At 38.9% G+C, this 12,493-nt stretch carries 16 protein-coding genes and 1 pseudogene; 14 read left to right on the forward strand and 3 right to left on the reverse strand.

The window, feature by feature from the left end:
- Nucleotides 1–98: 98 nt before the first annotated feature.
- The gene (locus BFI01S_RS24140) at nt 99–209 is read left to right on the forward strand and encodes a DUF6254 family protein (RefSeq protein WP_235831228.1); all 111 of its coding nucleotides are present in this window, start codon (nt 99–101) and stop codon (nt 207–209) included.
- Nucleotides 210–367: 158 nt separating this feature from the next.
- Here BFI01S_RS24140 and BFI01S_RS18745 read toward each other — a convergent pair whose 3' ends face one another.
- On the reverse strand, nt 368–556 hold the full coding sequence (locus BFI01S_RS18745; protein WP_009331029.1) for a YkvS family protein: 189 nt from the start codon (nt 554–556) through the stop codon (nt 368–370).
- 274 nt (nt 557–830) lie between these two features.
- On the opposite strand from BFI01S_RS18745, the gene ykzS reads away from it, so the two are divergent.
- The 10 genes and pseudogenes from ykzS to BFI01S_RS18795 all read left to right on the forward strand — a co-directional run bounded on the left by ykzS (nt 831) and on the right by BFI01S_RS18795 (nt 8,086).
- Nucleotides 831–1,025, forward strand: a complete 195-nt coding sequence (ykzS, locus tag BFI01S_RS18750) for a protein YkzS (RefSeq protein ID WP_035328503.1) — start codon at nt 831–833, stop codon at nt 1,023–1,025.
- 148 nt (nt 1,026–1,173) lie between these two features.
- Nucleotides 1,174–1,917, forward strand: coding sequence for an SDR family NAD(P)-dependent oxidoreductase (locus tag BFI01S_RS18755; RefSeq protein WP_061793964.1), 744 nt, complete (start codon nt 1,174–1,176; stop codon nt 1,915–1,917).
- 215 nt (nt 1,918–2,132) lie between these two features.
- A complete protein-coding gene (locus BFI01S_RS18760; RefSeq protein ID WP_235831229.1) occupies nt 2,133–2,471 on the forward strand; it encodes an ABC transporter ATP-binding protein in 339 nt (112 codons plus the stop codon).
- 37 nt (nt 2,472–2,508) lie between these two features.
- A pseudogene (locus BFI01S_RS18765) lies at nt 2,509–3,017 on the forward strand (ABC transporter permease).
- An 83-nt stretch (nt 3,018–3,100) separates the two neighbouring features.
- Nucleotides 3,101–3,391: a hypothetical protein gene (locus tag BFI01S_RS18770; RefSeq protein WP_061793965.1), complete on the forward strand. Its 291-nt coding sequence runs from the start codon at nt 3,101–3,103 to the stop codon at nt 3,389–3,391.
- 443 nt (nt 3,392–3,834) lie between these two features.
- Nucleotides 3,835–4,101: a phosphocarrier protein HPr gene (locus tag BFI01S_RS18775; protein ID WP_035328512.1), complete on the forward strand. Its 267-nt coding sequence runs from the start codon at nt 3,835–3,837 to the stop codon at nt 4,099–4,101.
- Nucleotides 4,101–5,816, forward strand: a complete 1,716-nt coding sequence (gene ptsP, locus BFI01S_RS18780) for a phosphoenolpyruvate--protein phosphotransferase (protein ID WP_061793966.1) — start codon at nt 4,101–4,103, stop codon at nt 5,814–5,816. The genes BFI01S_RS18775 and ptsP overlap by 1 nt, the downstream gene beginning before the upstream one ends.
- A 501-nt stretch (nt 5,817–6,317) precedes the next feature.
- Complete coding sequence (locus tag BFI01S_RS18785; RefSeq protein WP_061793967.1) at nt 6,318–6,779, forward strand: hypothetical protein; 462 nt, start codon at nt 6,318–6,320, stop codon at nt 6,777–6,779.
- Between the two features lie 174 nt (nt 6,780–6,953).
- Nucleotides 6,954–7,832, forward strand: coding sequence for an NAD(P)-dependent oxidoreductase (locus BFI01S_RS18790; RefSeq protein ID WP_061793968.1), 879 nt, complete (start codon nt 6,954–6,956; stop codon nt 7,830–7,832).
- 74 nt (nt 7,833–7,906) lie between these two features.
- Nucleotides 7,907–8,086 (forward strand): hypothetical protein, encoded by a 180-nt coding sequence (locus BFI01S_RS18795; protein WP_061793969.1) that lies wholly within the window; start codon nt 7,907–7,909, stop codon nt 8,084–8,086.
- Between the two features lie 82 nt (nt 8,087–8,168).
- On the opposite strand, the gene BFI01S_RS18800 is transcribed toward BFI01S_RS18795, so the two are convergent.
- Complete coding sequence (locus tag BFI01S_RS18800; RefSeq protein WP_061793970.1) at nt 8,169–9,320, reverse strand: aminotransferase A; 1,152 nt, start codon at nt 9,318–9,320, stop codon at nt 8,169–8,171.
- A 105-nt stretch (nt 9,321–9,425) separates the two neighbouring features.
- Nucleotides 9,426–9,629: a protein YkzT gene (locus tag BFI01S_RS18805; protein ID WP_061793971.1), complete on the reverse strand. Its 204-nt coding sequence runs from the start codon at nt 9,627–9,629 to the stop codon at nt 9,426–9,428.
- Between the two features lie 276 nt (nt 9,630–9,905).
- On the opposite strand from BFI01S_RS18805, the gene BFI01S_RS18810 reads away from it, so the two are divergent.
- The 3 genes from BFI01S_RS18810 (at nt 9,906) to BFI01S_RS18820 (ending at nt 12,377) form a co-directional block, all read left to right on the forward strand.
- Nucleotides 9,906–10,436, forward strand: a complete 531-nt coding sequence (locus BFI01S_RS18810; protein ID WP_061793972.1) for an RDD family protein — start codon at nt 9,906–9,908, stop codon at nt 10,434–10,436.
- A gap of 110 nt (nt 10,437–10,546) precedes the next feature.
- Complete coding sequence (locus tag BFI01S_RS18815; protein ID WP_235831230.1) at nt 10,547–11,011, forward strand: DinB family protein; 465 nt, start codon at nt 10,547–10,549, stop codon at nt 11,009–11,011.
- Nucleotides 11,012–11,057: 46 nt separating this feature from the next.
- Nucleotides 11,058–12,377 (forward strand): MFS transporter, encoded by a 1,320-nt coding sequence (locus BFI01S_RS18820; RefSeq protein ID WP_061793974.1) that lies wholly within the window; start codon nt 11,058–11,060, stop codon nt 12,375–12,377.
- Nucleotides 12,378–12,493 lie beyond the last annotated feature (116 nt).

The raw sequence follows: 12,493 nt of genomic DNA on the forward strand, positions 1-12,493 counted from the left end.
CCTCTGAGTCTTGAAGTGGGGGTCTTACTGCCCGTTAGACTGCGATAAAATAATGCAGAAATGCTAATCATAAGCCCATATGAAGTGAGGTATGTATAATGACGAAATCAAAAAAAGAAAAAGAGCGTGCCTGGACAGTTAGAAAGCAGGATCAGCATCCTCATGGAAAAGTGAAATCCTTAAAAGAGCTGTCAGGGGAGAAAGAATAAAATTACGGCCTCCTAAACAGGGGGCCATAACTGTAGAGATTAATAGCCCTTCGCTATAAGAGGCCGGTGGTTCGGATCAGACAAAAGGCAAAAACAAAAAGCAGCAAAGAGAGCTGCTTTTAAAAGTGGCTAAGAATGCGCTTTCATTATTTCTTCTTTTATACTGCTGATTCTCTGACAACCTTATAATTTTTATGATTGACAACTGTTCTCTGATCTAATTCGAGATCACGGTAGTTATCCATGTACGTTAAATCTACAATAACAGAATTCTCATTTACTTTTTCTACAATTCCCTGTAGTCCATCACGAAACTCAATAATATTGCCAACCTCTGCTTTCTTCAAAAAGCATCTCTCCTTTTGTCCATTTCTTTCGCTGGTAGTATCAGTTTGCACTATATTTTGAAATGCGTAAAGAATTTTGCAATTCACTGATTTTAAGGAAATTTATTACATCCGTTAGGTTGGTAATATTATATCAGAAAAAGTCCTTTTGTACATTAAAAATATTTAATATTCAGAAAAAAAGGTTGATTTGCAGATATAATATTTGATGCTTCAAAATTGGCATCACTTTATTTATGATTAAGAAAGAATGAAGTAAAAGGAGTTCTGGATAATGAATCATGAACAAATTCAGGAAGTGCTCGAACAATTAAAAAATGGAATCATATCTGAATATCATGTATCAAAAGAAGACTTTCTTCCTTTTCGCAGTGTCATCGTAAAAAGGGAGGACTTCAAGCATTTTCGCGGAATCGCCCAGAGAGGCGGACATGTTCTTTATCAATACTTAGATTCACCCCGAAGCTAATAGAGGAATGAAGCTGAAAAAAATAGCACATAGCAAATACACTTGATCATATCAGGTGTCTTTGCTATCTCCATGCAATTTAATCGAATAGAAGGCAAAGAAAAATGGGTATATAAGCAATATGACAATTTCGAAGGGATGAGCAAGTATGAACGATTTTAAAGGAAAAACAGTCATTGTTACAGGCGGAGCCAGCGGAATAGGCAAGAGTATTGCCGAGTCATTCGCAAGGAAAGAGGCCAATGTTGTTATCGCCGATATTGATGAAATGAAGGGAAAACAAATAGAAGAACATTTGAACCAAACGGGCCTGAACTGCCTGTTCATTAGAACAGATGTAAAGAATGAAACTGAAATTAAGGAACTGATCACAAAATCATTTGAGTCATTTGGTGCCATAGATATTCTGATAAATAATGCAGGCATATCAAAGTTTCATTCATTTTTTGATTTGAGTGTGGATATGTGGGATGAAGTGATCAATACGAATCTCCGGAGTGTGTTCCTGTGCAGCAGGGAGGCTGCCAAATTGATGAAACAAGGTTCCTGTATTATCAATCTTTCTTCTACGAGAGCAGTAATGTCGGAAAGCGGAACAGAGGCTTACTCAGCTTCAAAAGGAGGAATTGCGGCAATTACTCACGCGTTGGCCAGTACACTTTCTGAAAAGGGGATCAGGGTTAATTGCATAAGCCCCGGCTGGATTGAAACAGGCGATTACGAAAGTCTCAGAGAGATTGACCATAAACAGCATTTCTCCAACAGAGTTGGAAAACCCGAGGACATTGCACGGACCTGCCTATTTTTAGCCCATCCAAAAAATGACTTTATTACAGGTGAAAATATAACAGTGGATGGAGGCATGACAAGGAAAATGATTTATGAAGAATAATAAGTCTCTATTTTCTTAACAAAATAATATTAAACACAAAAACAGCACCTATGAAAATAAGGCATAGCAGGATGTTTATCATCATTCTCTCCTCCTGTCTTAAAGACAGTGTAAAGCAGCCCTGTTAAATAGAATTAAATCCTTTGTAAATTTACTGTCAAAGGATGGTAAATAAGTTAGAAACATGAACAAGTCCCTTGTTCTAAATGGTTCTTATGGGTTATAAGCTTAACGGAATGAAACCGGGTGATGATGAAATACTTAAACAGGCTATACATAATATGCAGATGACTAAGGAGCTTCATGAAGATGCAGGAACTCTTTCAGGCGGGGAGAAACAGCGTTTGGCATTGGCAAGAATTCTGCTTCTTGAAGCAGATGTTTATCTGCTGGATGAGCCGACTTCTGCACTTGACGAAGACACTGAGATGATGGTTTTGGAGCACTTTATCCGTGAAATCAAAAAGAAACATGCTACATTACTCATGATAACCCACTCCAATAAAGTCAATGAACAATTCGCAGAAGAAAGGATATATTTATCCAGGTCTTAGCTGGGGGAGGTGGAGAATACACCAAAGGGGGAATTTGATGGAAGATAGCTCAATTATCGATATTGAACTGTGGAGACTAATATCAGCTTACCTATTTGTGCTGATTTTAATCTTCAAAGTAAGAGGCATCACACGTCAAAAAACGCTGGCTATTGCTGCTTTCAGAATGACACTTCAGCTTGTGATTGCAGGCTATGTATTAACCTATCTATTTGAACTTTCCAACCCGTTTTTAACGTTAGGTGTGATCTTCATTATGGAAGGTTTTGCAATTTACACAATCTACAAACAGGCTGGAACCAGACTTTCAGTAAGCCTCAAAAAAACCATTGCGATTTGCTGGGAATGGGCATCATTTTTTTGCCTGGGATGGAGACCGGGCAGATTTTATCGGGAGTAAGTCCATTGCTTGCGATTGAATATCAGATTGTCATCCTGCTGGGGATTTTGGGGAGTGTAGGTTTATCTGTAATTTTATTTATCCTTCTCGCCTATAAGAACTTTTTCAATCAGGATGCCCAATTTTCTCCTGAAGGAAAAAGCTAGTGTTTAATTGGCTAAGCTAACAGCATTTCACTCTTATGGCCCGCATATAATTGAGAAATTAATCAAAAAGGCGGGATAAACAAATGAAACTTGAAATCGAAAAAGCATACAGAGTGAAAAGCTTATCTCAGGATATTCTTGAGCACCTAATGGAAGACAACACTATTTATAACCCTGAAGACTTGAAACATGTCATAGAAATGCTGGCCCGATCAGTCGCAGATCTTGTTACACTGTATACCGACCCGGAAGGTGATCATGAAACCGCTCTAAAGGGGACTATTTCAAAAATGAGAATAGGCTACAATGTAATTCAATACAAAGAAACTTCAAAGCTGGTTAGAAAACAGGATAAGTATCATCCGAGGCCATAGATTTAAAGAAAAATATAACTAAAATGATAAGTAGAAATCCTTGGCAAATGAAAGCGTTTTACTCAAAAAAATGTGAACAAACGTGAAAAATTAAGGGTTTTTCATTGTCTAAATGAATGTGAAATGCTATTCTTTTGTCTGAGATGTAAGTTGTCCGATGACTTAATTACAGCCCGGTAATCTTACCTGATTCTATGGAAGTGTTCGAAAAGCAGAGGAGCTTGGGGATGAAGTGAATCACTAATTTTTATCAGCCTTTTTGAACAACTATATACATGAATAATAGGGCATTGGAAAAAATAAAACAGCATATAGGACGGAATATAACGGTTTCTTCCTGCTGCTGGTTTTGCTGAAAATTCCAGTTGCCGTCATTAAGTTCGTGAGGCAACGCCTTGCACATCTTAAATTATATTCAATAATAAGAAGGAGATTGATCCCATATGGTACAAAAACAATTTAAAGTAACTGCAGAAACAGGAATTCACGCTCGTCCAGCTACAATGCTTGTACAAGCTGCCAGCAAATTTGACTCAGAAATTCACCTTGAGTACAAGGAAAAGAAAGTAAACCTAAAATCAATCATGGGCGTTATGTCTTTAGGTGTTGGACAAGGTGCTGATATTACAATTATTGCTGAAGGCAGCGATGAACAGGATGCTCTTAACAGCCTTGAAGAAACATTGAAAAAAGAAGGATTGGCTGAATAATGAGCTTTTTAAATGGTATTGCGGCGTCAAGCGGTATTGCTATTGCTAAGGCTTACCGTTTGGTTGAGCCGGATCTCTCTTTCGATAAAAAGACAGTAGAAAATGCTGAACAGGAAGTAGAACGCTTTCAGGCAGCATTAGCTGAATCTAAAGGTGAATTGGAAGTCATCCGAGATAATGCCCATAAAGATCTTGGTGCGGATAAAGCTGCTATATTTGATGCTCATCTTTTAGTATTAAGTGATCCGGAATTAATTTCGCCGATTGAAGATAAAATTAAAACAGACAAAGTAAACGCTGAATCTGCTTTAAAAGAGACAGCGGATATGTTCATTACAATGTTCGAACAAATGGACAATGAATACATGAAAGAGCGTGCAGCAGATATCCGTGACGTAACGAAACGCATACTTTCTCATTTGCTTGGAGTGCAAATTGCGAACCCAAGCATGATTGCAGAAGAAGTCATCATAATCGCTGAAGATTTGACACCATCCGATACTGCTCAGCTGAACCGCCAGTTTGTAAAAGGATTTACAACTGACATCGGGGGCAGAACCTCTCACTCTGCCATTATGGCCCGTTCCATGGAAATTCCGGCAGTAGTGGGAACAAAGGAATCTACGAAGCAAATTAAAAATGGCGACCTGGTTATCGTGGATGGGTTAAAAGGTCTGGTACATATTAATCCGACTCCGGAGGCTATCGCCGAATACGAGGAAGAGCACCGTAAATTCGAAGAGCAAAAAGCTGAGTGGGCTAAGCTTGTCAATGAGAAATCAGTTACAGCTGATGGCCATCATGTTGAATTGGCTGCCAATATCGGTACTCCGAAAGATTTGAAGGGTGTAGTTGAAAATGGCGGAGAAGGCGTTGGCCTTTACCGTACGGAATTTTTATATATGGGAAGAGATCAGCTTCCAACAGAAGATGAGCAGTTTGAATCCTATAAAGCTGTACTTGAAGGGATGAGCGGAAAACCCGTTGTAGTCCGCACATTGGATATCGGCGGAGATAAGGAACTTCCATATCTGAATCTTCCAAAGGAAATGAACCCATTCCTTGGCTTCCGGGCGATTCGTCTGTGTCTGGAAGAACAGGATATGTTCAGGACGCAATTAAGGGCTTTATTAAGAGCAAGCACCTATGGAAACCTTAAAATCATGTTCCCTATGATTGCCACTCTTGAAGAATTCCGTCAGGGCAAAGCAATCCTTGAAGAAGAAAAACAAAAGCTTGTGAGCGAAGGAGCAGAGGTTGCCGACAACATTGAAATTGGAATTATGGTTGAAATTCCTTCAACTGCTGTTATGGCTGATCAGTTTGCTAAAGAAGTCGATTTCTTCAGTGTTGGCACTAATGATCTAATTCAGTACACAATGGCTGCAGACCGCATGAATGAGCGTGTTTCTTACCTTTACCAGCCGTATAATCCTGCAATCCTGCGTTTAGTTAAAATGGTAATTGACGCAGCGCATAAAGAAGGAAAGTGGGCAGGAATGTGCGGTGAAATGGCTGGGGACGAAACGGCAATTCCGTTGCTGCTGGGATTAGGACTTGACGAGTTCTCAATGAGCGCTACTTCAATCCTTAAAGCTCGTTCTCAAATCAGCCGTCTGAACAAAAAGGACATGGAATCCCTGGCTGAAAAGGCGCTTCATATGAATACAGCTGAAGAAGTAGTCCAAGCTGTAAAAGAAATAGCTAAACTGTAATCTAACTGTAATATTTGGTGAGTTTTAAATATAATCTCCCGGGTAAATTAGAAGTAAGCACTTAGGTCAGACTTAATTAAGCTGATCATTCTCATTTTCCCCCCTTTTTAAACCGGCCTATAATGGCCGGTTTATTTTTTTGCTTTTACCGGTTCTCAGCCTTAAGGATGACTGAAATCACATCTTATGGTTGTTATCCGCAATAAGAAACTCTCCTATAATTTAGCTACAACAGTAAAAAGGAGAGATGGAAAATGGTTGCCATAATAATCAGCTTTCTCTTCCATGATCGATATAGATGTATTAAAGAAAAACAGCTGAACGACTTATATGAGAAACAAAGTTCTTTTATAAGCCGCGTCCTGCACTAAAGAAGCCTGAGAAGGGCTTCTTTTATTTCATGTTAATTTCTGTTATTTTCAAGGATTAGGATTAAGTTTTACAATTGGGGTTTATTGTCAGGCGGTAAAGGAAAAGGTAAAGAAAAAGGAGGAATTCTTCATGAATAAAAAAATCATGTGCCTAATGCTCACCGCCATTTTGGCATTGTTTCTGTCAGGCTGCATGCAGGATACACAGGATTCAATCGTCAATAGTCATGCTGAAGCCTTGCTGACTAAAAACAATGAGCTGCAGTTCCGGTTTAAAATCAATGATAAAATTCTTTCAGAAGAAGAATTATACAAAGTAAAAGTTTCCATACATAATGAAAAATTGGCTGCTGCCCTGGGAACGGATGAGTTTGTTTATGGGGAGGACACTATTATTGATGGGGAATATATAGAAGTCAATAATGAAAAGGGGAACTATATTTTTATGAATCCTATTCCTCTTACACAGGACCTGCATGTGTTCGAAATAGAAAAAATGATTGTGAATGAAGATGCAGTTTCCGTCGAAATTATAAATGAGGATGAAGTGGTAGCGAGAGCATTCTTAAACAATTTTTCATCTCAGCTTTAAAGGGTGTTTTATTTTAACCTGAGTTGGGTATTATAAATTACGCGCATAAAATTGGGGATGGACCAGGTATTGGCCTGGTCTTTTGTCGTTTTGTAAATCCTAATATTTTTATTCAAACAAAAGGAATGGTAGGATTAATATAAAAAATTCAGATATTTCAAGGGAGAGGGTACCATGGTTTCATCTGAAAATACAGTTATCGGGTTTGTAGGAACAGGGGTTATGGGCAAGAGCATGGCGGGACATCTGTTGAAAGCCGGCTATCCGTTAGTCGTGTATACAAGAACCAAAGAAAAAGCCTCTGAACTGATAGAGAAGGGGGCAGATTGGGCAGAGACTCCTGCAGCAGTTGCAAAGAAAGCAAATGTTATTATTACCATTGTTGGTTATCCCGCAGATGTAGAGGAAGTGTATCTCGGGGAAAATGGCATTATCACAAATGGCAGAGAAAATACATATGTAATTGACATGACCACTTCTACACCTACATTAGCCAAAAGGATATATGAAGAAGCACGCAAAATCGGCATATATGCAATAGATGCCCCTGTTTCAGGCGGAGATATCGGCGCAAGGGATGCAAAGCTTTCAATAATGGCAGGAGGAGACAGGGACGCATTTTTGGCAGTAGAACCGATTCTCAATCTAATCGGAACGAATATCGTTTATCAAGGAAATGCAGGAGCCGGACAGCATACAAAAATGTGTAATCAGATTGCGATTGCATCCAATATGATTGGGGTCTGTGAAGCGGTTGTTTATGCTGAAAAAGCAGGGTTGGACCCGAAAACAGTGCTTCAAAGCATTTCATCTGGAGCAGCAGGCAGCTGGTCCTTATCCAATCTGGCACCTAGAATGATTGAGGGAAACTTTGACCCGGGCTTTTATATTAAACATTTCATTAAAGACATGAATATTGCTTTAGATGAAGCAGAAGCCATGGGCATGATGACACCAGGGCTCTCCCTCGCAAAGAAAATGTATGCTGAGCTCGCTGAAAAGGGAGAAGAAAACAGCGGTACACAGGCATTATATAAATATTGGGAATATTAATAAGCCCCTTTTTATGAATAAACCCTCTTTTTTCACTTCAAACTAATAATGAAAGTGAAAAGGGGGGTAGACAGGTGGCAAAAAGAAACAAGAAAAATGATCCTCAGCAGAAGAATAAAAAAGGCTTCGATTCTGCTGTCATTGATTCAGAATTCTCTCATGAATTTGGAAGTGCTGATACAAATAAAATACACAAGGATAAAGCCAAAAAGGAAAAAGCACCAAAAAATAACGGGAAATATAAGGGGCAGTAATCGCAAAAAAGGCAGGCTGGAGCTTGCCTCTTTTCAATGAAAAAGCGCCAGTCCCTGAAAATGGGAATGGCGCCTTTTGTATTTACACTTTTGCCGTCAGATACTTTTCAATCCTGTTAAGACCTTCTTTCAATGTCTCCATGGAATAAGCAAAAGAAATGCGGAAATAGCCTTCTCCATATGAGGAAAATGCACTGCCCGGGACGACCGCTACTCCTGCTTTCTCAACAAGTGTAAGGGCAAATTCAAAGGATGTCATGGAATCATCAGGTATTTTAATGAAAAAATAAAAAGCGCCATCAGGTTTGACTACATCCATATTCATTTTTACTAATCGATCATAAACATAGTCACGTCGCTTGGCATATTCCTGTCTCATTGGCACGGCGTCATCAATGCCGGCTGTTAGTGCTTCTAGGGCTGCCATTTGAGAGACAGAAGCAGCACAAGTCACATTATACTGATGAACCTTCAATATGTGCTTTGCCAGATTAGCCGGTGCGAATAATAGCCCAATACGCCAGCCTGTCATTGAGTGTGATTTTGATAACCCATTAATGACGACTGTTTGCTCCCGTAAAAGGTAAGCAATTGAGTGATGGGTTTGATCATAGATCAGTTCGCTGTATATTTCATCAGCAAGGATAAAGATATCTTTGCCTTTAACAAGAGCTGCAATTTGCTCAAGCTCCTCCAGAGTCAGGCTGACACCTGTGGGATTTGAGGGGTAGGGAAGAACTATGCACCTTGTTTTTTCACTTATATGTTCCTCGATTAATTCAGCAGTAAATCTAAACTTGTTTTTCGAAATATCAGCATGTACCGGAACTGCACCGCAAAGCTTAATAATTGGCTCATATCCGGGATAAACAGGACCTGGCAGGATTACTTCAGAGCCTTCGTCCAAAATTGTTCTAAAGGCAATATCAATTGCTTCACTCGCTCCTGATGTCACAATAACTTCAGATTCAGGATTATATGTAAGGTTATATTTTGTTTTCACAAAGGAAGCTGCTGCTTCACGCAAGCGGATATCGCCAGCATTGTGTGTATAGGAGGTAAAGTTATCGTCGATAGCCTGTTTTGCTGCTTCTTTAACATGCAGGGGTGTAGGGAAGTCAGGCTGTCCAATTGTAAGAGAAATCATATCTTTGGTGCCGGCCACCATATTGAAAAATTTTCTGATTCCGGAAATTTCAATGTCCTTTACTCTTTGGTTGATTAAATGATCCAATGTATTCACCTCGCGTCATCATAATCTATATTCTAACACTTTGCCACAGCGGCAGACAGAAAAAAATAAAAACAGGCCCTGAGTCTATTCAGAGCCTGCTACCAATTAGTATCCGTAATCCCAATCCACTTCATCTTCATGCCATAAAACCGGGGAAACAGCACCAAAGTCGATGACTTTATTTTCTATATGGCAATGGCAATGCTTATCGCCGCATTGATCTTTCATTTCCTCGAACACAGAATGCTCCACATTTTCAAGAATCGTAACTTTATGATCATCATGGTAAAGGATTGCAGTACCTTTCATGCCTGATTGCACCTCTTTTATAATTTATGTAAAACGTCACTTTCTGCTTTACAGACCTATTTTATGCCTTGCGAAAGAGAGTGTCTACAGAGTTAGATGAGTGTTCACAGAATAGTCAAGATGAAAACGTTTTTAAAAAAATTTGATAAAAATAAATCTGTGTAAAATTTTACAAATAGTTGAATATAATTCATTTAGAGATTAACATTAGTAGATAGTGGAAACTATATTTTTAGATTGTTAGCTTCCATCTTAAATATTTAAGGAGGTTTTTAAGTGGAGACATCTTTAGAGAAGCAGCCTTATGAAAGCACAAAGGAATATGGCGGATTCTGGCTCCGGTTTGCGGCCTATTTAATTGATTCTATTATTGTCGGAATCCCGCTTACTATTTTGAGCATTGTTATTTTTATGATCTTCTTTGGCACATCTGACGCTTTTAACATGATGATAAGTGACCCATCTTATATGGAAGCAGAAATGACCGATGCAGAAACTCTTGCGTTCATGGGATCATATTTTGGCGCACTTGGAGTAACATTTCTTGTCAATCTTGTTGCTGCTGTTGCCTATTTTGCAGGCCTGCATGCGTCCCCATGGCAGGGGACTGTGGGCAAAAAGCTGCTGGGATTAAAAGTGACTGATTTAAATGGTGATCGCATTTCCTTCTGGAGAGCACTTGGGAGATATTTTGCTATGGCCATCCTGTCTGGAATTTGCCTTATCGGCTTTATCATTGCTGCTTTTACAGAGAAAAAACAGGCATTGCATGATTTGATCGCAGGCACAGTTGTTTTTAAAAAATAACTCAAAAAAGAAGCTGTATGGCCTGGCTGCTATACAGTTTTTTTAGGATTAGCACTTAAAAGGATTTATTGGCTGCATGCAGAATATATTTTTAGATAAGGAGGATGAAAATGCAAAAGAAAGATATTATTACTCACTATGAATCTTTTTCAGTGTGGCTTGAGTCTATAAAAGAGCTTGACCAGGTAACCTGGATAAAGCCTGTTAAAGCAGGAAAATGGCCGGTTGCCGCAGTAGTTGCCCATCTGTTATTTTGGGATAGGTATTCTCTTGAGAAGCGTTTCCCATTTTTTAAAGAGGGTGCAGAACTTGAGAGCTATCCTGATTTTCAGAATGTGAATGATGCTGCAGCAGAATATGCTCAAAAGCATGCACAACTAGAAATTATTGACGAACTATTAACTGTCAGAAAACACTTCCTTCATATACTCGAAGGGATGACTGAAGAAAACCTGGATACAGCTTTTACAATTGGAAGTACTGCCTTAACTGTGCGTGATTATTTTGCCGATTTTATTGAACATGACATTCACCATAAAAAGCAAATTATCCAGGCTGCCGGCATCAGGGTTTAATATGCGGTGACAGTCTCACTGTTTTTTACATGAAGGAGCTGATGGCATGGAAATAGAAAAAACGGAGCTCAAGAAACCGGGGAAATTCAATTCCCTGCGCATGTATATGACCCTGCCGATCGTATCATGGGCACTATATGATTTTGCGAATACCATTTTTTCATCCAATATTAATACGATATTCTTTCCTTTTTACCTGCAGGAAGTAATAGGGGATAGTGAAGTTTTAAATCAGATTGCAAGTACGTTTATATCTTATTCTAATGCATTGGCCAGCTTTTTCCTTGTCCTGTTTTCACCTTTGTTCGGGGTTATGATAGACAGGACAGGAAGAAAAAAGAAATATATAGTAATATTCACGCTTATTACTGTCATGGCAACGATTTTAATGGGAGTTTTTGCATCCAGCCAGATTAGCGGGAAACTATTTGGGCTGCCTGTTTACCTTGCACTTGTTATTATTTGTTTTATAATTGCAAAGTTTTTTTTCCATTCCAGTCTGGTCTTTTACGATGCAATGATTTCAGACTTGGGAACAAAGCAGGATATTCCGCTGATATCGGGTTTTGGAGTAGCTGTCGGCTATATTGGAACCCTTGTAGGCCTGACTGTTTATTTATTTGTAGGTGATGACGGTTTTCACGAATCTTTCATGCCAACTGCTATTTTATTTCTGGTGTTTTCATTGCCGCTGTTTTTCTTTGTAAAAGATAAGCCCTGCCAGGCAAAAGAAAAACAGACATTTTTATCAGGCTATAAGGAAATTTGGCAGACTTTTAAAGAAATGAAACATTATAAATCAATTTTCACTTTCATGATTGCTTATTTTTTCTTAAATGATGCAATCGCCACCACGATTGCGATGATGGCCGTTTATGCAAAAACGATTGTCGGTTTTACAACTGGCAAATTCATTTTGTTATATCTGGTTTCTACGGTGTCCAGTATAATTGGTTCTTTTGTATTTGGCTATATAACCAAGGCGAGAGGGGCCAATAAAGCGGTTAAATATGTTGGTATCCTTCTTCTTGTTGCATTGGCAATTGCAGTTGGCGCTGTCAATGAAGCCATGTTCTGGATTGCAGGCAGCATGTTTGGCGTTGCCCTGGGTTCCATGTGGGTAACCACAAGGACATATATTGTGGAATTGACTCCAGAAAATAAAAGAGGACAGTTTTTTGGTTTGTTTGCATTTTCAGGAAAAGTATCTTCCATTATTGGTCCGCTCATTTACGGAAGCATTACCCTGATCTTTGCAAGCTACGGAAACATGGCCAGCAGACTGGCTTTAGGTTCATTAATGATTTTGACTATAATCGGACTGCTCGTTCATTCAAAAATTCAAGATGACAGAATTCCTGAATAACTGCACATTTGTATAGCATTCCCAAGCAGGCCGCTAAAGGCTTGCTTTTTATTGTTTTAGCATTAATGACTGCTGTTGCAGAAGTGGGACTATTTACATAAAATATTAAATTTTCA

Origin of the sequence: Cytobacillus firmus NBRC 15306, assembly GCF_001591465.1 — a bacterium.
GTDB lineage: Bacteria > Bacillota > Bacilli > Bacillales > Cytobacillaceae > Cytobacillus > Cytobacillus firmus.

What these genes read in the sequence shown, in the direction of transcription:
- BFI01S_RS24140 (WP_235831228.1), top strand. Translation starts at nt 99, where the DNA reads ATGACGAAATCAAAAAAAGAAAAAGAGCGTGCCTGGACAGTTAGAAAG.
- ykzS (WP_035328503.1), top strand. Translation starts at nt 831, where the DNA reads ATGAATCATGAACAAATTCAGGAAGTGCTCGAACAATTAAAAAATGGA.
- BFI01S_RS18755 (WP_061793964.1), top strand. Translation starts at nt 1,174, where the DNA reads ATGAACGATTTTAAAGGAAAAACAGTCATTGTTACAGGCGGAGCCAGC.
- BFI01S_RS18760 (WP_235831229.1), top strand. Translation starts at nt 2,133, where the DNA reads ATGGGTTATAAGCTTAACGGAATGAAACCGGGTGATGATGAAATACTT.
- BFI01S_RS18770 (WP_061793965.1), top strand. Translation starts at nt 3,101, where the DNA reads ATGAAACTTGAAATCGAAAAAGCATACAGAGTGAAAAGCTTATCTCAG.
- BFI01S_RS18775 (WP_035328512.1), top strand. Translation starts at nt 3,835, where the DNA reads ATGGTACAAAAACAATTTAAAGTAACTGCAGAAACAGGAATTCACGCT.
- ptsP (WP_061793966.1), top strand. Translation starts at nt 4,101, where the DNA reads ATGAGCTTTTTAAATGGTATTGCGGCGTCAAGCGGTATTGCTATTGCT.
- BFI01S_RS18785 (WP_061793967.1), top strand. Translation starts at nt 6,318, where the DNA reads ATGAATAAAAAAATCATGTGCCTAATGCTCACCGCCATTTTGGCATTG.
- BFI01S_RS18790 (WP_061793968.1), top strand. Translation starts at nt 6,954, where the DNA reads ATGGTTTCATCTGAAAATACAGTTATCGGGTTTGTAGGAACAGGGGTT.
- BFI01S_RS18805 (WP_061793971.1), bottom strand. Translation starts at nt 9,629, where the DNA reads ATGAAAGGTACTGCAATCCTTTACCATGATGATCATAAAGTTACGATT.
- BFI01S_RS18815 (WP_235831230.1), top strand. Translation starts at nt 10,547, where the DNA reads ATGCAAAAGAAAGATATTATTACTCACTATGAATCTTTTTCAGTGTGG.
- BFI01S_RS18820 (WP_061793974.1), top strand. Translation starts at nt 11,058, where the DNA reads ATGGAAATAGAAAAAACGGAGCTCAAGAAACCGGGGAAATTCAATTCC.